Source organism: Simplicispira sedimenti, assembly GCF_022760965.1.
Lineage (GTDB): Bacteria > Pseudomonadota > Gammaproteobacteria > Burkholderiales > Burkholderiaceae_C > Simplicispira > Simplicispira sedimenti.
In genome coordinates this window covers 451,973-478,103 of sequence record NZ_JAKVIJ010000001.1, presented here as the reverse complement: position 1 = coordinate 478,103, position 26,131 = coordinate 451,973, and the positions used below count along the sequence as shown (strand labels likewise).

Genomic DNA, 26,131 nt, shown 5'->3' with positions numbered 1-26,131 from the left:
TTAATAGGGCGCCAGAGGCGCTTTTATTCAAATTTTCCGCGCGCCAGGCGGGCGGCCAGGCGGGCCACCACCTTGGCGGTCAGGCCGTCGCGGTCGAAGCTGGGGTTGAACTCGGCCAGGTCTGCCGCCACCAGCTTGCCGCTGGAGAGCACCGCATCGACCACGCGTTCCACACCCCACAGCGGCACGCCCAGCGGCGCGGGGGCCGATACGCCGGGAGCCACGGCGCCGGGCAGCACATCGATGTCGATGCTGAGGTACACCGCGTCGCTCGCCTGCAGCTCCTGCGCCAGCGCGGCCAGGGCCTGCTGCATGCCCGCTTCGGTCTGCACAACGTCGTCGAGCCAGTAGCGCACGCCCAGCGCGTCGGCGCGCTCGAACAGGGCCTGGGTGTTGGCATAGCGGCTGATGCCCAGCACGCGGTAGCAGAACGCCCGTCCCTGGGCTGCGCACAGCTCCTGGATCTGGCGGAACGGTGTGCCCGAGTTGCCCGCATGCGCCATGCGCAGGTCGAAGTGGGCATCCAGGTTGAGGATGAGGATGCGCTGCGCGGCTGGCAGCGCCTGCGCGATGCCCTGGAAGGTGCCCCAGGCCACCTCGTGCCCGCCGCCCAGCACCAGGGGCAGGCAGCCCTGCGCCCTGGCCTGCGCCACGTGCTGGCCCAGTGCCACCTGTGCCGCTTCCAGCGCGCCCTGCGGGCAGTCGATGTCGCCCATGTCCCACAGCGCGGGCTCGCCCAGCACGGGCAGGTTGGCCAGCGCCTTGCGCGCAACATCGGGGCCATGCGCAGCGCCCACGCGCCCGCCGTTGCGGCGCACGCCTTCGTCCACGGCAAAGCCGATCAGGGCCACGCCGCCCTGGCTGGTGGCGGCAAAGGGCTGCACCTGCTGGTGCCAGCGCGGGCTGGGGCCGGTTTCCTCGGCGTCGGTGCGGCCTTGCCAGACGAAAGGCGTTGTCATGGTGGGCTCCTTCAGCGGACCATGGGGAGTTTGAGGCCCTGCTTTTTGGCTGTGGCAATGGCCAGCTCATAGCCCGCATCCGCATGGCGCATCACGCCCGAGCCGCAGTCGTTGACCAGCACGCGCGCCAGGCGCTCGGCGGCGGCCTCCGTGCCGTCGGCCACGATGACCATGCCCGAGTGCTGGCTGTAACCCATGCCCACGCCACCGCCGTGGTGCAGGCTCACCCAGGTGGCGCCGCCCGCGGTGTTGAGCAGGGCGTTGAGCAGCGGCCAGTCGCTCACGGCGTCGGTGCCGTCCTTCATGGATTCGGTTTCGCGGTTGGGGCTGGCCACGCTGCCGGTGTCCAGGTGGTCGCGGCCGATGACGATGGGGGCCTTGAGTTCGCCATTTTTCACCATCTCGTTGAAGGCCAGGCCGGCGCGGTGGCGCTCGCCCAGGCCCAGCCAGCAGATCCGCGCGGGCAGGCCCTGGAAGGCAATGCGCTCGCGCGCCATGTCGAGCCAGCGGTGGGTGTGCTTGTTCTCGGGGAACAGTTCCTTGATCTTGGCGTCGGTCTTGTAGATGTCCTCGGGGTCGCCCGAGAGCGCCACCCAGCGGAACGGCCCCTTGCCCTCGCAGAACAGCGGGCGGATGTAGGCGGGCACGAAGCCGGGGAAGTCGAAGGCGTTCTGCACGCCCTCATCAAACGCCACCTGGCGGATGTTGTTGCCGTAGTCCACCGTGGGGATGCCCATGGCCTGGAAGTCGAGCATGGCCCGCACATGGACGGCGCAGCTTGTGGCTGCGGCGGCCTTGAGCGAACCATGCTGCGCGGGGTCTTTCTGCGCGGCCTGCCATTGCGGCACGGTCCAGCCGCTGGGCAGGTAGCCGTGGATGAGGTCGTGGGCGCTGGTCTGGTCGGTGACGAGGTCGGGCTTGATACCCCCGGCCCGGGCGCGGCGCACCAGTTCGGGCAGGATGTCGGCGGCGTTGCCCAGGAGGCCGATGGAAATAGCCTTCTTCTCTTGCGTGTAACGCTGGATGCGCGCCAGCGCATCGTCCAGGTCGGTGGCCTGCTCGTCCAGGTAGCGCGAGCGCAGGCGGAAGTCGATGCTGCTTTGCTGGCATTCGATGTTGAGCGAGCAGGCGCCGGCCAGCGTGGCGGCCAGGGGCTGGGCGCCGCCCATGCCGCCCAGGCCGGCCGTGAGGATCCACTTGCCCGACAGGTCGTTGCCATAGTGCTGGCGCCCGGCCTCGACGAAGGTCTCGAAGGTGCCCTGCACGATGCCCTGGCTGCCGATGTAGATCCAGCTGCCGGCCGTCATCTGGCCGTACATGAACAGGCCCTTGCGGTCGAGTTCGTTGAAGTGCTCCCAGTTCGCCCATTGGGGCACGAGGTTGGAGTTGGCCAGCAGCACGCGCGGGGCGTTGGCATGCGTCTTGAACACGCCCACGGGCTTGCCCGATTGCACGAGCAGGGTTTCATCGTCGTTGAGATCCTTGAGCGATGCCAGGATCTGGTCGAAGCACTCCCAGTCGCGCGCCGCGCGGCCGATGCCGCCGTAGACCACGAGGTCCTGCGGGCGCTCGGCCACTTCGGGGTCGAGGTTGTTCTGCACCATGCGGTAGGCCGCTTCGGCCAGCCAGTTCTTGCAGTGCAGTTCGCTACCGCGCGGGGCGCGGATGACGCGCGTGGGGTCGTGGCGCGGGTCGGTGGCGGGGGTGAGGTTGGCGTCGTGGGCGTTCATGGCAAGGGCTCCTTGAAGGGTGCGGTTTATTCGTGGCTGGGCATGCAGGCCAGCAGCGGCGCGGGCCAGCTGCTTTGCTGTGCCCAGGCGCGCATGGCCTCGATGTCGGGCGCGAGGTAGCGGTCCTGTTCCAGGAAGGCCACGCGGCGGCGGATGGCGGCGAACTGTTCCTCGACGAGCGGGGACGACTTCAGCGAGCGGTCGAACTCCATGCCCTGCGCGGCCGACATGGCCTCGATGCCCACCATCACCGCCGCGTTGCGCACCATGTCGAGCAGGCGGCGCGCGCCGTAGGTGGCCATGGACACATGGTCTTCCTGGTTGGCCGAGGTGGGCAGGCTGGTCACGCTGCTGGGGTTGGCCAGGCACTGGTTCTCGGCGGCCAGCGCGGCGGCCGTGACCTGGGCGATCATGAAGCCCGAGTTCACGCCGCTGTCCCGGATCAGGAAGGCGGGCAGGCCCGACAGGCCGGGGTCGAGCAGCAGCGACAGGCGGCGCTCGGAGATGGCACCGATCTCGGCCACGGCCAGCGCGATGATGTCGGCCGCGAAGGCCACGGGCTCGGCGTGGAAGTTGCCGCCCGAGATCACCTCGCCGGTGTCGGTGAAGACCAGCGGGTTGTCGGACGCCGCATTGGCCTCGGTGCGCAGCACGCGCGCGGCGTGCTGCAGGTTGTCCAGGCAGGCGCCCATAACCTGGGGAATGCAGCGGATGGAGTACGGGTCCTGCACGCGGCCGCAGTGCGGGTGCGAGGGGTCGATCTGGCTGCCGTCGAGCAGCGCGCGCACGGCGGCCGCCACGGCGATCTGCCCGGCCTGGCCGCGCGCCTCGTGGATGCGCGCATCGAACGGCTTGACCGAGCCCTTGATGGCTTCGAGCGAGAGCGCGCCCGCCACCAGCGCGGCACAGAACACGTCTTCCGCGCCGAACAGGCCGGCCAGCGCCAGGGCGGTGGACACCTGCGTGCCGTTGAGCAGCGCCAGGCCTTCCTTGGGGCCGAGCACAAAGGGCTGCAGGCCCACGGCGGCCATGGCCTCGGTGCCCGACACCACCTTGCCGTCCACCGTGGCCTGGCCTTCGCCAATCAGCACGCAGGCCAGGTGCGCCAACGGCGCGAGGTCGCCCGAGGCGCCCACCGAGCCCTTGGCGGGGATGAACGGCAGCACGTTGGCATTGGCGAGCGCCAGCAGCGCATCGACGATCTCGGGGCGGATGCCCGAGTGCCCGCGCGCCAGGCTCACGGCCTTGGTGGCCAGCACCAGGCGCACCACGCCGTCGGGCAGCGCCTCGCCCGTGCCCACGCTGTGCGAAAGCACCAGGTTGCGCTGCAGCTCGGCCAGGCGCTCGTGGGCGATCTTCGTGCTGGCCAGCTTGCCGAAGCCGGTGTTGATGCCGTAGACCACCTGGTCTTCCTCAACGATGCGCTGCACCGTGGCCAGCGCGGCCTGCATGCCAGCCTGCGCCGAGGGGTCGAGCGTGAGCTGCACGCCACCGGCGTGGATGCGGCGCAGCTGCGCCAGCGTGACATGGCCGGGGTCGAGGGTGATGGTGGTGGTCATGGTGCCAGTCCTGTCTATACAAGTAAGAATCAAAGTTGCGCGATGGTTGTTCGTGTTGGCTGCAGATGGCCCGAGTTCAGTCCACTAAGCTGTGCGGAGGCATGGCCCAGGCCAGCGGCCACCGCGCAAGGGCCGCCCCGCCGCGCTGGTGGCGTCCCCATTCCCGCATTGCGCAGCAATGCGAGAGAAGGGGGAAGGCGCGCAGCGCCACAGGGGGTTGCTTCATATTCAACCCGCGACGGGGTGGCCGTCGGTGCGGAAGCGGCTGCCAAGCCGGTAGCGTGAGGCCGGGTGCAGGCAGCGCACCACGGTCACGGGCACGCCGCGCGACCAGGTGCGGCGCGTGAGCAGCAGGCAGGGCTCGTGCGCCGGCATCTCCAGCAACGCGGCCTGTTCGGGGGTGGGCAGCACGGCATCGACCACATGCTCGACCTGGTCGAAGGGCACGCTGCGCAGCAGGTATTCGGAGGGCGGCACGGCGGTGAAGTCCTGCGCCAGGAAATCGGGCGCCAGGGCGGGGTTCACATGGCGGTCTTCGAGCTGCACCGGCACGCCGTTCTCACGGTGCACGCACTGCGTGTGGAACACGGAAGCCCCCGTGCCCAGGTCCAGCGCGGCGGCCACCTCCAGCGTGGCGGCGGCGCGCCGGACGGCGAGCACATCGCAGCGGTAGTCGTGCCCGCGCTGGCGGATCTCGCTGGCCAGGTTGGCGATCTGCAGCAGCGTGGACTGCGGCTTGTCTTCCGCCACGAAACTGCCCACACCGGCCACGCGCACGATGCGGCCCTGCTCCGTCAGCTCGCGCAGGGCGCGGTTCACCGTCATGCGCGAAATGCCGAACTGCGCCACCAGCTCGCTCTCGGACGGCAACCGGTCGCCCGCGCGCCAGCTGCCATCCTGGATGCGGCGCACGATGAAGTCCTTGACCTGCTCGTACAGCGCCAGGGCGGGCGCGGCCGCCGGGCTGGATGCCGGGCGGCGGGAAGGGCTGGCGGTGCGGGTGGAGGCGTTGCGGGTCATGGCGCGATGAACTTGTATGTACAGGTTAACCGAAATCTGCTGCACGGGTCAACCCCCGGCTTGCCCGGGGATGGTGGACTCAGCCCGCGTCCGTGCCGGGCGGCACCGGCAGCACCACCCGTGCCTCCAGCCCCGGCTGGGCGTTGCGCAACTCCAGCCGCCCGCCATGCGCCTGCGCCACCAGGCGGCACAGGTACAGGCCCAGGCCCACGCCGCCGGTGGCGCGCTGGCGGGCGCTGTCGGGGCGGTAGAAGGCCTGGGCGAGCTGCGCCAGGTGCTCGGGCAGCACACCGGGGCCGTGGTCGCGCACCACGATCTCCACCGCTTCGTTCTGCCAGCGCAGGTGCAACTCGGGCGGCGGCACGCCGGGCTCGCTGTGGCGCAGGCTGTTGTCAAGCAGGTTGCGCAGCAGCAGGCGCAGGCGCGCGCGGTCCAGCGGCAACGCGGGCAGTGCGGACGGCACCAGCACGCGGATGGCGGCAGCGCCAGGGTGGCGGTCGCCAAGCTCGGCAATGACCTCGCGCGCCAGCTCCACCAGGTCCACGGCCTCGCGGTGCAGCGCAGCATGGGGGGCGGCCAGGCGCTCGCTCTCCAGCAGGTCGGTGATGACGCGCGCCATCTCGCCCAGGTCGCGCAGCAGCGCCTGGCGCGGCGCCTGGGCCTCGGCGGTGTCGGGCAGCAGCTCGGCGTTGAGGCGCGCGCGCGTCAGCGGACTGCGCAGTTCGTGGCTCAGGGCCAGCAGCAGGGCACGCTTGGCCTCCAGCATCTGGTGGATGTCTTCGCCCATGGTGTTGATGGTGGCGGCCAGTTGCCCCAGCTCGTCGGGCCTGTGTGCGTGGCGCACGGGGATGGGCTGGTCGAACGCGCCGGCGCCGAAGCGCTGGGCGCCAGCGCGGATGTCGTCCAGCGGGCGCAGCAGGCGCCGCACGTAGAGGTAGGCCAGCGCCGTGAGCAGCAGCAGCACGCCCAGCGTGACCCAGGCGATGCGCGGGCGCTGCTCCCAGCCCAGCACGTGCAAGCCGAATTCCAGCCGGTGGCCGTCGGTCGTGGTGCGGCGCAGCAGGTTCTGGTCGTCGCCATTGCGCCAGGGCGGCTCGCGCCCGGTGGTGCCGTTCACCCATGCGGGCCGGGGCAGCTCGGGGTGCGAGGCCCAGTTCACCTGGGGGCCTTCGATGCGGATGGTGATGGGCAGGCGCTGCACCAGGGCCTGGGCGCGCGCGACGCTCGGCGGGCTGCCGACCTCCTGCGCCAGGCGGTCCACGTAGTCCACCAGCAGCGGGCGCGCGGCCGCGCGCCAGCCCACCGAGAGCGCCTTCTGCACGCCGCCAATGAAGGTGACCGCCAGCGCCAGCGCCAGCACCAGGAACACCAGCACCAGACGCCAGCGCAGCGAGCGCCGCAACGCCAAGCGCGCGCGCTGGTGCCAGGGGCAGTGCGGGTCGTCGTCGCGGCAGGGCTTCATCCGGCCACCCGGCGCAGCGCCAGCGAGTAGCCGGCGTTGCGCAATGTCTTGATGCAGTCCAGCGGTTCGAGCTTCTTGCGCAGGCGGCTCACGACGATGTCCACGGCGCGCGTGTACAGCTCGGCCTCGTGGCCGCGCAGCTGGTTGAGGATGTCGTCGCGCGAGAGCACGCGGCCGCTCTCGCGCGCCAGCAGGTGCAGCAGCTCGAATTCGGTGCCGGTCAGTTCCACATCGCGGCCCAGGCACTGCACGCTGCGGCGCGCGGCGTCGATGCGCAGGCCCTCGAATTCGAGCAGGCCGGGCGCATCGGCCGGGCTGCTTGCACGGCGGCGGCGCAGCACGGTCTGCAGGCGGGCGACGAGTTCGCGCGGCTCAAAGGGCTTGGGCAGGTAGTCGTCGGCGCCGAGCTCCAGGCCCACCACGCGGTCCATGACCTCGCCGCGCGCAGTGAGCATGACGATGGGCAGGTCGCTGCTGCGCCGGATGGTGCGGCACAGCTCAAAGCCGTCCATCTCGGGCAGCATCACGTCGAGGATGGCGGCGCCAAAACCGCCCTGGGCCAGCAGCTCCAGCCCCGCGCTGGGGCGCAGCGCCTGCACCAGTTCCAGCTCGAAGCGCTGGAAGTAAGCGGCCAGCGGCGGGCCGAGCTGTTCGTCGTCGTCGATGAGCAGGATGCGGGGCATGGTGCGATTACACCGCACCGCTGCGCGCGCGGTGGCGCAGGATCATCTGCCGCAGGCGCCGCTGGGCCGGGGCGTGCAGGGCGTCGAAGCGGTCGGCCGCCTCCAGCAGCGCGGGCAACGCGTGCGCCGCGTGCTGGGGCTGGCGCGCCATCAGGCCCAGGGCGTGCACGCGGTCAAAGCGTGGGCCCCAGACCAGGGCCAGCAGTTCGTCGTGCGGCTGCGGCATGCCAGCCAGCAGCACCGGGCCATGGGCGCGCAGGTCGCGCGCCAGACTGTGAAGGGGTTCTTGCGGGGTGGTCATGGCCATCACCAACTTCATGCGCATGCGGATTGGCATTCAATCGGAGAACTAGGCGGGAAGCCGCAGACAGTGCTGTAGCACGGCAAGGCACCCCAACGACGTTATCCGATTGAAGGCCAAGCCGCATCAGCCGTGGCGGCCCATCCAGCCCCGGCGGCGCTGCATGAAGTTGCGCACCTTCTGCTGCTGCTCGGGATTGAGGCTGTCGTAGAAGTCGGCCATGGCGGTCAGCACCTCGGGGCTGCCGGTCTGCACGGCGCGCAGCTTCTCATCAATCAGGGCCTGGGCGCGGGCGCGGTCGAACTTCTCGCCCGCCACCAGGGCCTGCATCTCGGCGCGCGGGTCACCCGCCTGGCCCACGAAGGCTGCGCGCTGGGCCTGCAGCTTGTCGGCCAGCGTGGCGAGCTTTTGCTTCTGCGCCTCGTTCAGGTCGAGCTTGCTGCCGATGCGTTCCATCACCTTGCCGCGCACCTCGGCCATGCGCTCGGCGTCCATGGGGCTGTGGCGGTGATGGTGCCCGCCCGAGCAGGCGGTGAGGCCGCCGACGAGGATGGAGGCGCCGAACAGGCCGATGAGGGTTTTCTTGATCCAGGATGGCATGGTGCGGGTCCTTTCGAGACGCGGTGGAACATGGCCTCCATGGTGCGGCGCGGGCGCGCTGGCGTCTTCTCCGCGCGGTTTCGGTTTATTTCGGTTTGTTTCAGCGGTGCCCCGGCCAGGGCCTGCCGCGCGATTACCGATAATTACGCAGGCCGGACGCGCAACGCGCCCGGTATTTCAAACAAAAACAGCCTCCAGCGCCCGTCCATCAAGCGCCAGCAGCTATACATTCAAGAGCATCCGTTTGTCCCCCGCGCATTCCATCCTGAAAGACGTCTTCGGCTACGAGCGCTTTCGTGGCCCGCAGGAGGCCATCGTGGCGCATGTGGTGGCGGGCGGCGACGCGCTGGTGCTCATGCCTACGGGCGGCGGCAAAAGCCTGTGCTACCAGGTGCCGGCCATCGCTCGCCAGCGGGCGGGCCAGGGCGTGGCCATCGTGGTGTCGCCACTGATCGCGCTGATGCACGACCAGGTGGGCGCGCTGCACGAGGCGGGCGTGGAGGCGGCCTTCCTCAATTCCACGCTGGACTGGCAGCAGGCGCTGGACGTGGAGCGGCGCCTGGCGCGCGGCGAGATCACCCTGCTCTACGCCGCGCCCGAGCGGCTGACCACGCCACGCTTCCTGGAACTGCTGGATGGCCTGCACCAGCGCGGCCAACTGTCGATGTTCGCCATCGACGAGGCGCACTGCGTGAGCCAGTGGGGGCACGACTTCCGGCCCGAGTACCGCCAGCTCACCGTGCTGCACGAGCGCTACGCCAGTGTGCCGCGCATTGCCCTCACGGCCACGGCCGATGCGCTAACGCGCGCCGACATCGTCGAGCGCCTGCAGCTGCAGGAGGCGCGGCAGTTCGTCAGCAGCTTCGACCGGCCCAACATCCGCTACCGCATCGAGGAAAAGAAGGACGCCACCACGCAGCTGCTGCGCTTCATCGAGCGCGAACACCCCGAGGACGCGGGCGTGGTCTATTGCCAGTCGCGCAAGCGCGTGGAGGAGCTGGCCGACACGCTGTGCGAGGCCGGCCTCAACGCCCTGCCCTACCACGCGGGCCTGGCGCCAGAAGTGCGCCAGCGCCACCAGGACCGCTTCCTGCGCGAGGAAGGCATCGTGATGGTGGCGACCATTGCCTTCGGCATGGGCATCGACAAGCCCGACGTGCGCTTTGTGGCCCACGTGGACATGCCCAAGAACATCGAGGGCTACTACCAGGAAACCGGCCGCGCCGGCCGCGACGGCCTTCCCGCCGACGCCTGGATGGCCTACGGCCTGAACGACGTGGTGAACCAGCGCCGCATGATCGACGAGAGCCCCGCCGCCGAGGAGTTCAAGGCCGTGATGCGCGGCAAGCTCGACGCCCTGCTGGGCCTGGCCGAGGCCACGGACTGCCGGCGCGTGCGTCTGCTGGCCTACTTTGGCGAGAGTTCACAGCCCTGCGGCAATTGCGACAACTGCCTGAACCCGCCGCCGGTGTGGGACGGCACCGACGCGGCGCGCAAGCTGCTCTCCACCATCTACCGCGTGCATGCGGCCAGCGGCCTGACCTTCGGCACCGGCCACATCATGGACATCGTGCGCGGCAAGGACACCGAGAAGGTGCAGCAGTTCGGGCACGACAAGCTCTCCACCTTCGGCCTGGGCAAGGAGTACACCGAGGCGCAGTTGCGCGGCGTGCTGCGCCAACTGCTGGCCACCGGCGCCGTGGGCCTGCACAAGGTGAGCATGGAAAACGGCCACAGCTTCGACACGCTGACCCTCACCGACGGCTCGCGCCCCGTGCTGCGCGGCGAACAAAGCGTGCTGCTGCGCGAGGCCACGGCCCACGCCGCGCCCAAGAAGGCGCGCCGCGCGAGCGCGCCGCCTGCAGCCGCCGCCAACCTGGGCCAGGAGGCGCAGGTGCGCTTCATCAACCTCAAGACCTGGCGCGCCGAGGTGGCGCGCGAGCACAACTTGCCGGCCTACGTGATCTTCCACGACGCCACGCTGGCGGCGATTGCCGAGCGCTGCCCAGCCACGCTGGACGACCTGCAGGGCATCAGCGGCATGGGCGCGAAAAAGCTCGAAGCCTACGGCGAAGACGTGCTGCGCGTGGTGCGCGCGGTCTGACGCCGCACCGCAGGCCTGCTCAGCCGCCGTCGGAGCGCAAGGCCTGCACGGCGTCCACCACCTTGCGCGCATCCTGCTGGATCAGGTCCATGGACTGCACGGCCTGGTTGGCCAGAACCACCCCCTCCTGCACCGTGGCCAGTCCGGCCTGCATGGTCGCGGTGAGGGCGGCCACTTCGGTCTGGATGGCGGCAATGGTCTGGCTGATGTCGTCCGTGGCCTCCTTGCTGTTGGCCGCCAGTTGGCGCACCTCGCCCGCCACCACCGCAAAGCCGCGCCCGGACTCCCCGGCCCGCGCGGCCTCCACGGCGGCATTGAGCGCCAGCAGATTGGTCTGGTCGGCCACGCGCCGGATCGCGCCCACGGTGGCGCCAATGCCCTGGGTCTGTCGGCCCAGCGCCGTCACGCGCTGCACCGCGTCCTCAAAGGCCGCCGCCATGGCCTCAATGCGCTGCACCGCCTGCTGCACCGTGTGCCCGCTCTGCGTGGAGAGGCCTTGTGTCTCCTGCGCGATCTGGTAGGCCGTGTCCACCCCCTGCTGGCGCGCCTGGCCTTGCAGCACCTTGTCGGTGATGTCGGTGGCCACCTTCACCACGCCAGAGACGGTGCCCTCCTGGGTGAAGACGGGGTTGTAGCTGGCCTCCAGCCACACGGTGCGGCCCTGGCGGTTCACCCGCTGCACCTGCCCCTGGTGGTAGCGCCCCTGGCGCAAACCGTCCCAGAACGAGGCGTAGGCAGGGCTGGCTGCGTAGTCACGCGCACAGAACATGCGGTGGTGCTGCCCCAGCACGTCGTCCAACTGGTAGCCCATGCATTGCAGAAAGTTGTCGTTGGCGTGTTGGACATGGCCGTCGGGGCTGAAAGCGATCACGGCCATGGACCGGTCGATGGCCTCCAGCACGCCGGTGCTGCGCAGGCGGCCCTCCACCTGCGCGGTCACGTCCGAGGCCAGCTTGACGATGCGCGTCACCCGTCCGGCGGCGTCGAACACCGGGTTGTAGGTGGCACGCAGCCAGACCAGATGACCGTCCTTGTGGCGGCGCTGGAACAGGCCACCAAAGGCCTCTCCGGCGCGCAGGCGTCGCCAGAACTCCTGGTACTGCGCGCTGGCGGCATAGTCCGGCAGGCACAGCGTGGCGTGCGGCTGGCCCTCCAGCTCCTGCGGCCTAAAACCAAAGATGTCACCAAACAGGGGGTTGGCCTTGATGACCTTGCCATCCAGGCCCAGGTGCACGATGGCCGTGGAGCGATCCAGCGCCCGCAACACCCAGACCGCAGAACGCCAACGACGCAGCAACTTGAACATGCTCTACCTCCGGGAGAAGACAACAGATACGCACGGAACGCACTCCGCCAACGCCGGTGCGTGAACGCCGCCGCAAGGCAGGCGCAGCGCTTTACCAGCGCCGATTCATCCTAGCACCGACCTGGTGGCGTACGGCGGTACGGGGTCAAGGCAGCGCAGGGGTGCACTGGGCCGCATGGGTGCCAGCGATCTCCCGGAAGGCCTGCGAAATCCGCGCGTCGTCGGCCACGGCGCACCAGAACTCCCGCGCCAGCGCGCGCGCCTGCGGCCACACCTCGAGCGTGGCCGCCGTGGGCACCATGCGGTCGGGGGCCAGGGTTTGCGGCACCAGCTCGCCCGCGATGGGCATGTAGAGCATGGGCAGCATGTCGTAGGTGGGCGAGAGGCGCCAGTCGTCCTCCACCAGTACCAGCGAGATGTTGCCGTAGTGCCGGTCGGTATTGCCGATGAGTGCGCCGTAGGCGTCCAGCAGGCGCAGGGTGCGGGCGTCCTCGGGGGTGAGCAGGCCGCGCGCCTGCATGCGCTGGGCAGTGGCGGCCCAGTGGTCCATTTCGCCCACGTACTGCGCGTCGTACACCAGCAGCGAGACCATGCCGATGCGCCCCGGCGGCGCACCCGCCGGATCGTCCAGCCAGGGCGCGCAGCGGTCAAAACGCTCGGACTCCAGAAACACCCGGCCCGAACGCTCAAACACCTGCGAGGGCGCAGCGGGCAGGCCCGCCTGGGCCAGCACCTGCAGGGCCAGGTGCTCGCAGTGCAGCAGGTCGCGGGTGCGCTGGTCGGCAGGGGTGTCGAGCGCGCCGGAGAACTTCACGATCACGCTGCGCCCCTGCGTCACGCAGCAGAACTTGGGCTGCTCGCCCCCGGCGGACGAGCCCGGCAACTGCCCCTGCAGCGCGCTGCGCGCCAGCAGCGGGTAGTCGTCGGGCGAGGCGGCCCGCGCCAGGCGCTGGCTGAGGGTGTGAAAGCGCGCGAGCGAGGCGTCGCCCACGATCAGGTTGCCCGGCAGGTCCTCGCCGCGCAGCGCCAGGGCGCGCAGCATGTCGTCGTCGGACCAGTGGCGCGGGTCCTGGGGCAGTTGCAGCTCGGGGTGCAGTTGCGCAAAGTTGCGCCCCATGAAGCCCTGGGGCCGCATGTCGGACAAGAACCAGGGCAGGCCATCGTGGCGCTCGCTCACGCCGTCCACTTCATCCACCCAAAAGGCCCCGCCCACCAGCGGCACCATGCGGCCAAAGGGTGCGGGCACGCCTGCGGTGTTGACGCGCAGGATGGGGATGTCGTCACCCACCCCCGCCACCGCGCGCGGCAGCAGGTAGCGCTGCGAGCGCGCCGCGCCCACCTTGCGCACCCGGCCCGCGCGCACCAGCGGCGCCAGCGCGCGCGACACCGTGGGCTGGCTCACACCCAGCGCGTCCACCAGTTGCGCGCTGGTGGCCACGCCGCCGTGGCGACGCAGGGCTTGCAGGATGCCTTCAGTATGGGGGGTAGGTGCTGCCATGCAGCATTATATGAATAGATATTTATTCGCTGTTTTCATTCTTGCAAGCACCGCACATGAATAGATATTTTTTACTAAAGTATCACACTCAGGCCGCCGCCGCCGGGCGCTGGCGCACCGGGCTGTACATGCCCAGAATCAGCCCCAGCACCACCGACCACAGCGCCGCCAGGCCGATGCGCCAGTCCGGCGGCAGCGCGAAGGTGACGGCGTGCGCGGGCACCCAGAACCAAGCCAGGCTCCACAGGCTGCGGTCGATGTGCTGCCAGCCGCGGGTGCCGCTGATGCGGTTGTTGAGCCAGCGGTGGCCCAGCACCAGCAGCGGGCCGAACTGCAGGTTGATGGCCACGGAGGTGGCCAGCGCCAGCAGCAGCGGCTCGCCCGCAGGCAGCCAGCCGTGGGCGGCGAGCGCCTGCACGAAGCCCGCATAGCCCACGAAAGCCACCTTGATCGGCACGGCCAGCAGCGCCCACTTGACCATCTTGCGCCACCACAGGCCGCCGCCCAGCGGCCAGTGCACGCGGCGCGCCGCCAGCCAGGCGCCGAGCAGGTCGCCCAGCGTGCCAAGCACGGCGAACTGAAGCATGGCCATGGCCAGGGGCTGGGCGCGCACCAGGGCGAGGTAGGTGTCCATCGCGCTGCTGCCTTGCCTCAGCCGTTGATGTTCAGCAGCTGCGGCTGGGTGTATTCGAGCAGGCCGTCCAGGCCGAACTCCACGCCCACGCCCGACATCTTGCTGCCGCCAAACGGGCAGTGCGGCAGCACCTCCGCATGGCCGTTGACCCAGACCGTGCCGCACTCCAGGCGCGGCGCCAGAGCCGTGGCGGCCTGCACCTCACCCCAGACTGAGCCGCCCAGGCCCATGCTGCTGGCATTGGCCAGCGCCACGGCTTCATCGACCGTACGGTAGGCGATGACGGGCAGCACAGGGCCGAACTGCTCTTCGTCCACCAGGCGCGCGCCGTTGGAAAGGCCCGCGACGATGGTGGGCGCGTAGAAGTAGCCCGGCCGGTCCAGCCGCTGGCCGCCGCAGACGATGCGCGCGCCCTGGGCGCGGGCATCCTGCACCAGTTCCTCGACGCGCGCGAGCTGCGGCGCGTTCTGCACCGGGCCGAAGGTGACGCCCGGCTCCAGGCCGCCGCCCAGCACCTGGCGTGCGGCGATGGCGGCGAGCTGCTCGCACACGGCATCGACCTGGCTCTCGTGCACGTACAGGCGCTTGAGCGCGGCGCAGGTCTGGCCCATGTTGAGGAAGGCGGTGGCGAACAGGCCCTCGGCGATCGCGGCGGTGTCGGTGCCCGGCAGCACGATGGCCGCGTCGTTGCCCCCCAGTTCCAGCGTCAGGCGCTTGAGGTTGCCCGCCGCGCGCCGCACGATGTCCTGGCCCGTGCGCGTGGAGCCGGTGAACACCAGCTTGGCAATGCCCGGGTGCTCGGCCATGGCCTGGCCCACCTCGGCCTCGCCCACCACGCTGTTGACCAGGCCGGCAGGCAGCACGGAGGCCATGATCTGCACCAGGCGCAGCGTGGACAGCGGCGTGAACGGCGAGGGCTTGATGACCACCGCATTGCCCGCGCGCAGCGCCGGCATGATGTGCCACACGGCGATCATCAGCGGCCAGTTCCACGGCGTGATCGATCCGACCACGCCCAGCGGCTTGCGGTGCAGCTCAATGCGCTTGCCTTCGCGCTGCTCAATCACCTCGACCGGAATCAACAGCGCGGCGGCGGCGCGCGTCCAGGCCACGGCGCCGCCCACTTCCATCTGCGCCAGCGCCAGGGGCTTGCCCTGCTCGCGCACGACAAGGTCGGCCAGCTCGGCCGCGTGCTGTTCGATGGCCCCGGCCACGCGCTCCAGCGCGGCGCTGCGCTCGGCGTGGCTGCTGTGCTGCCAGGTGGCGAAGGCCTGGGCGGCGGCATCGACCGCCTGGTCGAGCTGGGCCACGGTGGCAGCGGGGCTTTCAGTGAAGGCCTGGCCGGTGGACGGGTCGATGACCGGAATCGGGCGGGCGGCGCCCGCGACGTTCTGGCCGCCAATGGTGAGGGTGAAGTCGGGCATGGTTGTCTCCTGGGGTGGTGGGCTGGCAAAAGAGCGCGAGGCAAGGCGCGGATGCGCCGCTCCCGGCCCCGTCTGCGCGGGGCTTGCGGAGCATTCCCCGCGCGGGGGAAGCAATCAGGTGGTGGCGGCCGCCGCGGCCCGCGCACGCAGCGCGCGGATGCCTTCGGAGAAGCGGCGCAGCGTAGGCGTGCTGTCGCCCGGCGGCACCATCAGCTCGATGAGCTGGAAGCGCCCGCGCTCGGCGTAGGCGGCATCCAGCGCGGCCTTGAACTGGGCGCGCGTGTGCACGCGGTGGCCGCGCCCGCCCAGGGCGTCGGCGGCGTCGGCCAGGTGCCAGTCGCCCAGCGCGGCGCAGCGCGACTCGGTCTGGAAGGCGCGGATCATTTCCCAGGTCTGGTTGTTGAGCACGATGACGATGGGGTCCAGCCCCAGGCGCGGGCAGTTGCCCAGCTCCCAGCCCGTCATCTGGAAGGCGCCGTCGCCCACCAGGATCAGGCTGCGCTGGCCCGTGGCCACCTGCGCACCGATGCCGGCCGGCACGCCAAAGCCCATGGTGGCGTAGTAGCCCGGCGCCACCAGCGGCGTGGGCATCAGCTCCATGGCGGCGAACAGGCAGTCGCCGATGTCGGAGACGATGTTCATGGGCCCGTGCGCCAGGATGCGGTCGTTGAGCGCGCGGCTCAGGTCGGCCGCGCACACCGGTGCGTCGTCGGCCACCAGGCCCGTGGGGTATTCCAGCTTCGGCGGCTGCGCGTGCGCGGTGCGCTGGCCCGCGGCCGGGGCGCGCTCCAGCAGCGCCTCGACCAGCGCGGCCAGCGGGATGTTCTGGTACAGGTGGTGGCCCACGCGCGCCTCGCGGTGCGCTGCAATCAGCGCGCGGCGGAAGTCCATGCGCTGCGCGCTCACGCCGAAGTTGTTGTCCGACAGGATGGCGCCCAGCATCACGGGGAGGTCGGAGTCGTCGAGCAGCGCGCTGGTCTCGGGCGCGCCGGCCACGCCGAGGTAGGTGCCGTGCAGCTGCACGCCGGAGTGCACGCCGTCGTCGGCCAGCAGGCCGCGCCCCATGAAGGTGGTGAGCACGGGCAGCTGCAGGCGGCGCGCCAGTTCGGCCACGCGCGCCTCGATGCCAAAGCGCCGCACCTCCACGTCCACCACCAGCACCGGGCGCTTGGCGGCCTGGATGCGCGCCATCCATTCATCCGCGCACTCGGCCACGGCATCCGCACTGAAGGCGCTGGGCGGCAGCACCGGCACCTCGGCCATGGGGTGCAGCGTCATGTCGCGCGGCACCTCGATCAGCACGGGCTGCGACAGCTCCAGGCAGTTGCGCAGCACGCGGGCAATGTCCTTGGGCGCCGTCTCGGGGTTGGACAGGCGCACCTGGTCGCAGGTGATTTCGCTGAAGATGCGCCACTGCGAGTCGATGTGGCGCACCTGGTGGTGCAGCACCAGGCCCGAATGCGCCTCCACCTCGCCGGGGCAGCCGGCCAGGATGACCAGCGGCGAGCGCTCGGCGTAGGCGCTGGCCACGGCGTTGACCACGTTGAGCGCGCCCGCGCCGTAGGTGACCGCCACCACGCCCAGGCCGCAGTGCATGCGCGCGGCGGCGTCGGCGGCAAAGCCCAGCGCGGGCTCGTGGCTCAGCGTGACCAGGGGGAGGATGTTGCTTTCCTCGATCTGCTTGAACAGCGGCAGGATGAAGTCGCCGGGAATGCCAAAAATTTCCTGCGCACCGTGGTTCTTGAGGGCGCGCAACAGCGCAAGGCCGAGGGTCATGGGGATGTCTCCGGGGGGTTCTGCAAAGCCCGGATGATCGTGGCGGCTGGGGGGCAAAGGCACTGATCTGGATCAAACGCAGGACGTAAACCAATGGCCGAAATGCACAATTATTTGTGTCTTTAAGGCAAATTGTGTGCAGTTTGTTTGCGTAATTTATTCATAACGCGCGTTAATTGTGTGTTTCGATCCGATGTGCTTCGCGCGTCAAAGGTGGCTGATTCTTCCACTGCGCGCACGGAAAATTCGGAGGCATGTCGTGCCGACGCTTAGGTGCTGGTGCCGGGCGTTCGGATGGAAAGAGGCTGCTACGTGGGACAGGCCAACGGTAGAAATCGACCTCGGAGTGATGTTCGGGTTGTACGACCGAATGACGGCTTCGCAGCGATTGCGGACGTTCGAAGCCGAGAGACAGCTTCCCGGTGCGTGACTTGAAGCCGTCGTCGGCTCACCTGAAAGTTGGGCGACTGCAATGACCGGAGTCGAGTGCGCTGCGGTCATTCAGCCTGGCGGGCGGCAGGTCACCCCTTCAACCTGCCATGAACGTCTACTTTAAGGGTCGAACTCGCGCTGTCGAACCTCAGCGGTCGTTCTGAACCCGCCCCTGGGGCGGTTCACTGCGCTAGGAGGGTCTCTTATCCGATCTGGCGTGCTTGGGACATGGTTCCCCATTTTGGTGCGTGAGCGGCTGCGCTTGAGATCTTTTTCAGCGCTTACATCGGAAACGTGAGAAAATATCACTATTCCATTTTTTATTTGTAAATTTCTCTTTAATATCAACAAGTTACGCAAATGTTGGACGAAATGAATGATGTTCAGTCAGATTTAGCCCAGCTGATCCGGCTTGCACTCGCAGAGCAGACGGAGGATGTGCGGCTGTTCGTGGCCCGGCTAGTACGCAAGTACCGCAACACGGACCCAGAACTAGCTGAACAGATGGACTTGTACCTGCGCGCGAAGGCACCCCGCGCAAGCGCTCCAATGCGTAAGGTCGCGCCGCCCGCGTCCGCGGCGCAGCCACTACCAGTCGATGACGAATCGAGGTTGTCGCTGCTGAAGGTCTTCAAGGACGACCCTGATCGTGAGCAACCGCTGCTGTCTCTAGACCTGGAAGAAACCTTGAGCCAGTTGATCCAGGAACGCCGCCAGACCAAGCGACTGGCATCGATGGGCCTGAACCCCACGCGTTCGGCCATCTTCGTCGGCCCACCGGGCGTCGGCAAGACGCTGACCGCGCGCTGGCTGGCGTCTCAATTGGGTGTGCCGCTGTATGTGCTCGACCTGACCGCCGTCATGAGCAGCCTGCTCGGGCGAAGCGGGAGCAACCTGCGCGCCGCACTCGACTTCGCCAAGCGCAGCCCCTGCGTGCTGCTGCTCGATGAAATCGACGCCATCGCCAAACGCCGCAGCGACGACACCGACATTGGCGAATTGAAGCGCCTGGTCACGGTCATTCTGCAGGAAGTCGATGAATGGCCTGCTACCGGCTTATTGCTAGCGGCTACGAATCACGCGGAACTGATCGACCCGGCGCTGTGGCGTCGCTTCGACTTGGTGATCAACTTCAAGGCGCCGGAAATGCCTGCCGTCAAACAGGCGATCAAGCGCTTTCTCGGGCCGGACTATGCGTTATTCGGCCGCTGGATCGACATCCTGACCTTCGCTTTCAACGGCGAGTCGTTCAGCGACATCGAGCGGGATCTCCAGCGTTTCCGGCGCGCTGTTGCATTGGGCACGGCTTCGGACGCCGATCTGATCGAAGAGTTCGTCAAATCGCGCGCATTGGTTTTGGAACGCCAAGGCCGCATCGATCTGGCCGTCCTTCTGGCAAAGCAAACCCGCCTGTCGCAACACACCATCTCCGACATCACAGGCGTCAGCCGCGACACGATCCGCAAGTACACCAGCGAGCAACCGGTAGCAGCGAAGAAGACCTCGAAAGGAAAGCCTGAAGCATGAGCCAAACCAATTTTTTGATCGGGCGCGGCGAGCTGCTGACGCATGACATCAAAGGGCCGAAGCGCATGCCAGGCAAAGCGGAGGTGTACTCCTTCGCACAGGCCGCACAGCGACTGACACCGCAATTCGTGGCGACCGCAACGTCCCTGGACGCCTTCCCCCCGCACGCTTGTCCTGGCGACTTCGGGGTCGCCCGACTGACGATGAACCCCAGCTACATCGCCCGGTCGTTCTTCCCAACGGCGATGCTTCGCACCGTCGGCCTGGAATCGGTCGGTAGCCGAACCGTGAAGGTGACACCTGGCGGCTGGACCAAGAGGGGCGAGCCACAGGAGTGCACGACGACAGAACTGTTTGTCGCCGGCAAACGCCAGGCATTTCGCCATCTCAATGAATGGACTCGGCAGATCGAACCCGAGTCAGACGAAGCGTTGGACCTGGCACACATCGAGCAGTTTGCCGCCTTCACGCCTCGTGAGCGCATTGCAGACTACGGCAGCGCCAAGGATCGCTTCTTTGAGGTCGGCATTCACCTGCTACCCGAGGAAAGCCGCCTGTTCGTCCAGCAGGCCTTCGTGAAGTACGCCAAGGAGGTGAGTGTCAAGGTTCACAGCGACCTGGGCTTCACGGCTGGCAACCTGTGGTTCGTGCCCGTCGAAGGCAAGCACGATCACATCGAGCGGCTTGCCGAATTCGTCTTCGTGCGCGTCATCCGTCCGGTGCCCAAGCTGCGAGGCATGCGGCCCGTTCACCGAACGGGCGAGGTGACGGTTGGGTGTAGCCTGCCGACCGAACAGCCGCTGTCTTCAGAGCCCAAGGTCGCCATCCTCGACGGCGGTCTGCCCAAACAAAACGCCATCGGCCCGTGGCTGCGCTCTTACCGTGTCCTGGACGAAGACGCGCAGGACGATCCGGCGGGCCTGGAGCATGGCTTGGCCGTCAGCTCCGCCTTCCTGTTCGGTCCCATCCAGCCGAACGGCGCCGCCAGCCGCCCCTTCGCCTATGTAGACCACCTGCGCGTACTCGACAAGGACGCCGATACGGAAGACCCGCTGGAGCTGTACCGGACCTTGGGCTTCGTCGAGCAGGTGCTGCTCTCACGGCAGTACCAGTTCATCAACCTCAGCCTCGGCCCTGACCTGCCGATTGAAGACACCGACGTACACGCCTGGACGTCGGTCATCGACGACCTGCTGAGCGATGGCGACACCTTGATGACCGTGGCCATTGGCAACAACGGCCAAATGGACCGGGCCTCCGGCAACGCCCGCGTGCAGGTGCCTTCGGACTGCGTCAACGCGTTGGCCGTCGGGGCAGCCAACGACACTGAAGCCACCTGGGCGCGTGCACCGTACAGTGCCGTCGGCCCTGGCCGCAGCCCGGGTGTCATCAAACCTGACCTGATGGCGTTCGGTGGCAATGCCGGGAACTACTTCCATGTGCTCTCACCGGGAAAGAAAGCGGCGCTCTCGCCGCAGCTGGGCACCAGCTTCGCTTCTCCGTATCTGTTGCGCAGCGCGGTCGGCATTCGCGCCATCCTCGGAGCCGAGTTGTCGCCGTTGGCGATCAAGGCGCTGCTGGTCCACGCCGCAGACGCTGCGACGCACGACAAGCTCGAAGTCGGCTGGGGCAAGGTGCCCGAAGACCTGATGAGCATCATCACCTGCCCTGAAGGGGTCGCGCGCGTGGTTTACCAGGGAGAGTTGAAGCCGGGCAAATACCTGCGCGCCTCACTGCCATTGCCCATCGGCGGCCTGAAAGGCAGTATCCGCCTCAAGGCGACCTTCTGCTATGCCTCGCCGACCGATCCGCAGGACGCCGCCGCTTACACGCGCGCAGGCCTGGAAGTCGTTTTCCGTCCCAGCGACGAGAAGATCAAGCACGGCAAGGCCAACGCCGACACCAAAAGCTTCTTCGACATGAAGAAATACGCCACCGAGGAAGAACGCCGCTCCGACATGGGCAAATGGGAAACGGTGTTGCACAGCGCGAAGAACATGCGCGGCAGCACCCTCAAGAATCCGGTCTTCGACATCCACTACAACGCGCGCGAAGCTGGCCATAAGGCCAACGGTGCCGAGAAGATCCGCTACGCGCTGATCATCACCGTCGAGGCCCCCAAGCATGCCGACCTCTACAACGAAATCCTGCGCGCCTATGCGAAGACGCTGGTGCCGATCCAGCCGCAAGTGTCGTTGCCGATCCGCATTCGTTGAAACGAACACAGTCACCCTGATCTACCAAACAAGAATACGGGAGTCAAGGAATGCCGGTAGCACTCAAACGCAAGGACAAAGACGGCAAGCCCTACGAGCGGCCACCTGAGATCGAGGTTTGCATCGAGAAGCTTGAGGTGCTCGACGCAGGGGCTCGGCTTTCGCGGTTCGACAGCGCGTCAAGAAAGCATCCGCAGTATGTGCCCACGGAGGTCGTGCTTCACTTCCTGCGGCGAGCGTGGGTCGATGGAGATCACGGGCAGTTCGAGAAGACCTTTCGCATCCTTTTGAAACGTATTGATCAGTCGCTGTACTCAGCGATACCTGATACGCGCATGGACGGTGCAGCAGACATTCGCGATGAGATTCGCAGCCGTTTCGTCGTCCTACTCACCAAGGACTGCAACACACACCCCGGTTTGCTGGACTTCTACGAAATCCGCTTTGACAAGGCGATGGTTGCGCTTCGAACCACTGTGCTGCGCAAGATCGGCCCCGCCACTCGCAAGATCAAGGCGGTTCCGCTAGGTAGTCAAGATGGTGAGGGCCCTGAGATTTCCGCTGCAGTCGAAGCGGCACTCGAAGAGTTTCTGAGTGGCGACCCACAAAAAATTGACGATCCTGCTTTCCGGTTGGTGCTATTCGCTGCGATTGACCGTCTACCCCGCGATCAGAAGCAGGTCATCGGCCTATTTCTGCAGGGAATTCCAATTGACGCCAAGGATCCAGATGTCATGACCATTGCACGCATGCTCGATTGCGACGAACGGACGGTTCGCAACAGGAAGACTCGCGCCTGCAAGGCGCTCAAGGCCATCCTTGAAAAGGAAGTCGAACTATGAACACCGAAAATTCCAGACCCGACGAAGAAGAAGTTCTCCATGCGTTTTCCGTCGAGCCCCGGCATGACCGCGCCACGTTGGATCATTACTTAAACCAGTACCCGGAACATGCGCTGGCCCTCGTGGATTGCTCGATTGAGCTGATGATGGATGGCTCCCACTCCGGCGACGAGGTTCAGGTTTCGTCAGATCAGGTCGTCGATCAGGCTTGGCGGCAATTCCAGGCAGCAATGGGGTCGGCACAAGGCACTGTTGCTATCACCAACCCCTTTGCGCAGTTGCAACCCACAGCGTTCAAGTCAATAGCCAGGAGGTTGGACGTCAGCAATTTGTTCTTGATTCGCGTGCGCGAACGAGCAATCGATGCCGCCACCTTTCCCCGACGCTTCGTTCAGCAGCTCGCTGCCGAACTTGGCGCGACCGCTGATGCTGTTTCGGCCTATCTGCGTAGCCCGCCCACCATGGCGTCCAGCCTGAGTTTTCGATCCAACGTGAAGCCCGAAGTGACCGCCCAGATACCGTTCAATCAAGCGGTCGAGACATCCCAGCTGACACCTGCCCAAAAGGAAGCTCTGCAGGCATTGGGAGACTGATCATGGATGCAACCGAGGCCGCACGGCGCGAGGCAGAACGCATCCACCAAGCTGCGGTCGCGGACGGTGTTGATCCATGGAACCTGCTCGAACTCGTCAGCCGCGAAGCGGCTCGGCGAGATCTCGATGTGTATGCTTTAGCGACTGGTGACTCGGCACTGAAAGGCGGTCGTGCAGTGCTCGACCGTGAAGCCGAGTGCATCCTGTATGAAGACATCGGTTCGGCATTCGACCGCGCCTTTTTGATAGCGCACGAACTGGGACATTTCGTCTTGGAGGGTGATGCTCAGAACGTGGTGACAGGTGAAGTCGAACCCGGCCGTTCGGCCGAAGATGCACCGGTCGGCGTGGAACGCGTGCTCGACTACGGCGCCAGGGAACGCAGAGAGGTCCGGATGGATCTGTTTGCGCGCGAGCTCCTGCTACCGCGTTCAATGGTGCGGCACCACTACATCGACTGCGGTTGCTCCTCCGCCGATATCGCCACACGCCTCGGAGCACCCTTGCAAGTGGTCCAGCAGCAACTGCTGGATTCGCTGCTCTTGCCGAACGAGCTACCTGCCGTCGTGGAGCCTACCGCAGCAGCTGCCGTACCCACACCTGACCCTACCCAGATGGAGGCGGCTAACCATCGCAACACGGCATTTCAGTTACAAGCAGGCCCGGGAACGGGCAAGACCCGCACACTGGTGCAGCGCATCGAGAGTCTTCTGGCTGAGGGCGTGGATCCGATCTCCATCCTTGTTCTCACGTTCTCCAACAAGGCGGCGAACGAGTTATGCGAGCGGCTCGCCGCCCGGAATCCGCGGGCTGCCGCAGCGATGTGGATCGGTACGTTTCACGCATTCGGCTTGGATATCGTGCGCCGTTTTCACGACAAGCTCGGACTTCCCGCCAACCCCCGTCTCATTGATCGATCCGAAGGCATCGAACTGCTGGAGGACGAGCTGCCACGGCTATCGCTGCGCCACTTCCGGAACTTGTGGGATCCGGCGCTTGATCTCAGTGACATGCTCAGTGCGATTTCACGCGCCAAGGACGAAGTGGTCGATGCCGCCGGCTACCGGGCATTGGCCGTGGCCATGGAACAGACTTGCGGTACGGATGCCGAGGCGATGAAGAACGCCGAGAAGTGCATGGAAGTTGCCTTGGTCTACGAGACTTACGAGCGCCTGATGACGGCGAGGCAACTGATCGATTTCGGAGATCTGGTTGCCCAACCTGTGCGACTGGTAGAAAACGATGCTGAGGTGAGAAGTGCTTTGCGCGCGCGGCACAACCATGTGCTGGTGGACGAATACCAGGACGTAAACCGCTCGTCTGTGCGCCTTCTCAAAGCCATTGTTGGTGAAGGTCGAAACCTTTGGGTGGTCGGAGACGCGCGGCAATCCATCTACCGGTTCCGCGGCGCATCGGCCACCAACATGGCTCAATTCAGCTTGGATTTTCCCGGAGCGCAAATCGCCCAACTCGGCGTCAACTATCGTTCTCGACAAGAGGTCATCGATGCCTTTACTGCCTTCTCCGGCACGATGAAAGCATCGACTGGCTCCATGCCATTGCATCTGAATGCAAGCCGCGGTGCTTCGGGCGCCAGGCCAGAATTCAAGGTTGTGCGCTCAACGGATGACGAAATCTCAGCGGTGGCGGCCACGATCAAGCATCAACAGGAAGCCGGCACTGCATTCCGTCATCAAGCGCTTCTTTGCGCATCCAATGCCCGCCTGAGCGAAATTGCCGAGGGCCTCGAAGCCAGAGGCATTCCTGTGCTTCACCTTGGGAGTCTGTTTGAGCGACCGGAGATCAAGGATCTCCTCGCCATGCTCTCGATGCTGAGCGACCCCTATGCCGTTGGACTGGTGCGCGTGTCCACGATGTCGACTTACGAACTGCCGCTGCAAGATGTGGTGCAGATCATCGAATGCCTGCGCGAAAGCAAAGTGGCGCCTCTCGAGTGGCGCCTGAATAAAAATTGGCCACCGGAACTTGCGGAAGCCAGCAAGACGGCACTAGCCCGGGCCGCCATGCTTTTCGATGGGGTGAGTCCGATGGGCAACCCTTGGAGCATCTTGACCACATGGGTGATAGATCGGCTCGGCCTCGCCAAGTCGCTGTATCTGGCAGGCGATGCACGAAGCAGGATGAAGGGCTTGGCACTGTGGCAGTTCCTCAACTTCTGCCGTCAGCAACCCTCCGACACCGGTTCACCTTGCGTGCGTCTCCTTGATCGTATTCGCCGACTCGTCCTACTTTCGGAAGATCGTGGGCTGCGCCATTTGCCAGGTGTTGCCGACGGCATCGATGCCGTCCGCCTGATGACGATCCATGCCAGCAAGGGGCTCGAGTTCCACGCAGTGCATATTCCTGGCATGGTGACCTCGGGCTTGCCGCGCAACAACATGGCACCGCGCTGCGTGCCACCCGACGGGCTCATTCATGGCTCCGACGAAATGACCGGACTGGAAGCGGTGAAGGCCGGACACGATGAAGAGGAAGAATGCCTGTTCTTCGTCGCCCTCTCCCGTGCGCGCGATCGGTTGTTCCTCTACGCGTCGTCAGTTCAGTCGGATGGCAGAACGCGCAACCCTTCCAAGTTCATGCCCTCCATCCTGCATCACCTGATCCAACCGCCGATTCCGGCTCAGCGCCATGCAGGACTGCGAGCATCGTCAGCCCTGCAGATTGTTTGGGAGCAGAAGCCGGCCTGGACCGACAGTCAAGTCAACCTGTTCGAACGATGTCCACGCCGGTTTCTCTATACCCACGTCATGAAACTTGGAGGCCGCCGCACGGAGACGGCCTTCATGAAGATGCACAACGTTGTTTCGGACGTGTTCGATTGGCTCAAGACCGTGCATGCAATGACGATGCCGACCGAAGCCGAACTCGGCGTACGCTTCGACCAGGCATGGCAATCAAAGGGACCGGTCGATCATGGCTATGCGGAAGACTACCGCAGCATCGCTCGGCGGCTTGTGGATGTTGTAGTTGAGACCCGCAGTCGCGGCGTACCGGCTCCCGCGACTCCCATCTCGCTCGGCTGGGCGGAAGGCGAAATACTTGTCCGACCGGACAGTGTCGCCCGAGGCGACAACGGGCAAATCGTCGTTCGGCGCGTCAAGACCGGGAAGCCCAGATCCAATGCCTTCGATGACATCGAGTACACCTTGCTCCACCTCGCGACCACGCAGGAGTATGGCGGATCGGCCCAGGTCGAGGTGACCTACCTGACTAGCGAGACAACGCAACCGATGGAGATCACAGAGCGCAAACTCAAGACGCGCAGAGAGAAGGTCCAGGATTTCGTCAGGCGTGTCCGCGCTGGCGACTTCCCTGTAAAGGAAGAGGCGCGCACTTGCCCGAGGTGCCCCAGCTTCTTTATCTGCGGCGACCTCCCGGCTGGCGCGATCACCATAAAAAAAGTTTGATTCAGCTTTCCGGTCCGGATTTTGACCGCGATTGACT

General features: G+C 66.7%; 18 protein-coding genes and 2 pseudogenes. 6 read left to right on the top strand and 14 right to left on the bottom strand.

Annotated elements, in window-relative coordinates; genetic code table 11:
* Positions 1-23 precede the first annotated feature (23 nt).
* From hutG to MJ602_RS02130, 8 genes are all read right to left on the bottom strand, one after another.
* Complete coding sequence (gene hutG / locus MJ602_RS02165) at positions 24-959, bottom strand: formimidoylglutamase (RefSeq protein ID WP_243019205.1); 936 nt, start codon at positions 957-959, stop codon at positions 24-26.
* A gap of 11 nt (positions 960-970) precedes the next feature.
* Positions 971-2,689, bottom strand: coding sequence for a urocanate hydratase (gene hutU, locus MJ602_RS02160; protein WP_243019204.1), 1,719 nt, complete (start codon positions 2,687-2,689; stop codon positions 971-973).
* Positions 2,690-2,715: 26 nt separating this feature from the next.
* On the bottom strand, positions 2,716-4,248 hold the full coding sequence (gene hutH, locus MJ602_RS02155) for a histidine ammonia-lyase (protein ID WP_243019203.1): 1,533 nt from the start codon (positions 4,246-4,248) through the stop codon (positions 2,716-2,718).
* 228 nt (positions 4,249-4,476) lie between these two features.
* A complete protein-coding gene (gene hutC / locus MJ602_RS02150; RefSeq protein ID WP_243019202.1) occupies positions 4,477-5,268 on the bottom strand; it encodes a histidine utilization repressor in 792 nt (263 codons plus the stop codon).
* 79 nt (positions 5,269-5,347) lie between these two features.
* On the bottom strand, positions 5,348-6,730 hold the full coding sequence (locus MJ602_RS02145) for a HAMP domain-containing sensor histidine kinase (protein ID WP_243019201.1): 1,383 nt from the start codon (positions 6,728-6,730) through the stop codon (positions 5,348-5,350).
* Positions 6,727-7,413: a response regulator transcription factor gene (locus tag MJ602_RS02140; protein WP_243019200.1), complete on the bottom strand. Its 687-nt coding sequence runs from the start codon at positions 7,411-7,413 to the stop codon at positions 6,727-6,729. The genes MJ602_RS02145 and MJ602_RS02140 overlap by 4 nt, the downstream gene beginning before the upstream one ends.
* 7 nt (positions 7,414-7,420) lie before the next feature.
* Complete coding sequence (locus tag MJ602_RS02135; RefSeq protein ID WP_243019199.1) at positions 7,421-7,738, bottom strand: hypothetical protein; 318 nt, start codon at positions 7,736-7,738, stop codon at positions 7,421-7,423.
* Positions 7,739-7,840: 102 nt separating this feature from the next.
* The gene (locus MJ602_RS02130) at positions 7,841-8,314 is read right to left on the bottom strand and encodes a Spy/CpxP family protein refolding chaperone (protein ID WP_243019198.1); all 474 of its coding nucleotides are present in this window, start codon (positions 8,312-8,314) and stop codon (positions 7,841-7,843) included.
* A gap of 244 nt (positions 8,315-8,558) precedes the next feature.
* Here MJ602_RS02130 and recQ point away from each other — a divergent pair, with 244 nt between their 5' ends.
* Positions 8,559-10,418: a DNA helicase RecQ gene (gene recQ / locus MJ602_RS02125; protein ID WP_243019197.1), complete on the top strand. Its 1,860-nt coding sequence runs from the start codon at positions 8,559-8,561 to the stop codon at positions 10,416-10,418.
* Between the two features lie 19 nt (positions 10,419-10,437).
* Here recQ and MJ602_RS16830 read toward each other — a convergent pair.
* From MJ602_RS16830 to ipdC, 6 genes and pseudogenes are all read right to left on the bottom strand, one after another.
* Positions 10,438-10,872, bottom strand: a pseudogene (locus MJ602_RS16830) (methyl-accepting chemotaxis protein); the annotation flags it as partial.
* A 117-nt stretch (positions 10,873-10,989) separates the two neighbouring features.
* Positions 10,990-11,724, bottom strand: a pseudogene (locus MJ602_RS16825) (PAS domain-containing protein); the annotation flags it as partial.
* A gap of 145 nt (positions 11,725-11,869) precedes the next feature.
* Complete coding sequence (gene yjjJ / locus MJ602_RS02110; RefSeq protein WP_243019196.1) at positions 11,870-13,222, bottom strand: type II toxin-antitoxin system HipA family toxin YjjJ; 1,353 nt, start codon at positions 13,220-13,222, stop codon at positions 11,870-11,872.
* 88 nt (positions 13,223-13,310) lie between these two features.
* Positions 13,311-13,856, bottom strand: coding sequence for a hypothetical protein (locus tag MJ602_RS02105; RefSeq protein ID WP_243019195.1), 546 nt, complete (start codon positions 13,854-13,856; stop codon positions 13,311-13,313).
* 17 nt (positions 13,857-13,873) lie between these two features.
* Positions 13,874-15,280, bottom strand: a complete 1,407-nt coding sequence (locus tag MJ602_RS02100) for an aldehyde dehydrogenase family protein (RefSeq protein WP_243019194.1) — start codon at positions 15,278-15,280, stop codon at positions 13,874-13,876.
* A gap of 114 nt (positions 15,281-15,394) precedes the next feature.
* Positions 15,395-17,056, bottom strand: coding sequence for an indolepyruvate/phenylpyruvate decarboxylase (ipdC, locus tag MJ602_RS02095; RefSeq protein ID WP_243019193.1), 1,662 nt, complete (start codon positions 17,054-17,056; stop codon positions 15,395-15,397).
* Between the two features lie 792 nt (positions 17,057-17,848).
* On the opposite strand from ipdC, the gene MJ602_RS02090 reads away from it, so the two are divergent.
* Genes MJ602_RS02090 through MJ602_RS02070 form a run of 5 tightly spaced genes read left to right on the top strand, consistent with a single transcriptional unit; the run spans position 17,849 to position 26,094 of the window.
* Positions 17,849-19,015: an AAA family ATPase gene (locus tag MJ602_RS02090; RefSeq protein WP_243019192.1), complete on the top strand. Its 1,167-nt coding sequence runs from the start codon at positions 17,849-17,851 to the stop codon at positions 19,013-19,015.
* Positions 19,012-21,231, top strand: a complete 2,220-nt coding sequence (locus MJ602_RS02085; protein ID WP_243019191.1) for a S8 family peptidase — start codon at positions 19,012-19,014, stop codon at positions 21,229-21,231. Before MJ602_RS02090 ends, MJ602_RS02085 begins: the two co-directional genes overlap by 4 nt.
* Positions 21,232-21,281: 50 nt before the next feature.
* The gene (locus tag MJ602_RS02080; protein WP_243019190.1) at positions 21,282-22,073 is read left to right on the top strand and encodes an RNA polymerase sigma factor; all 792 of its coding nucleotides are present in this window, start codon (positions 21,282-21,284) and stop codon (positions 22,071-22,073) included.
* On the top strand, positions 22,070-22,666 hold the full coding sequence (locus tag MJ602_RS02075) for a hypothetical protein (RefSeq protein WP_243019189.1): 597 nt from the start codon (positions 22,070-22,072) through the stop codon (positions 22,664-22,666). The genes MJ602_RS02080 and MJ602_RS02075 overlap by 4 nt, the downstream gene beginning before the upstream one ends.
* Positions 22,667-22,668: 2 nt before the next feature.
* Positions 22,669-26,094 carry an ATP-dependent helicase gene (locus MJ602_RS02070; RefSeq protein ID WP_243019188.1) on the top strand — a complete coding sequence of 1,142 codons (3,426 nt, stop codon included), beginning with the start codon at positions 22,669-22,671 and terminating at the stop codon, positions 26,092-26,094.
* Positions 26,095-26,131 lie beyond the last annotated feature (37 nt).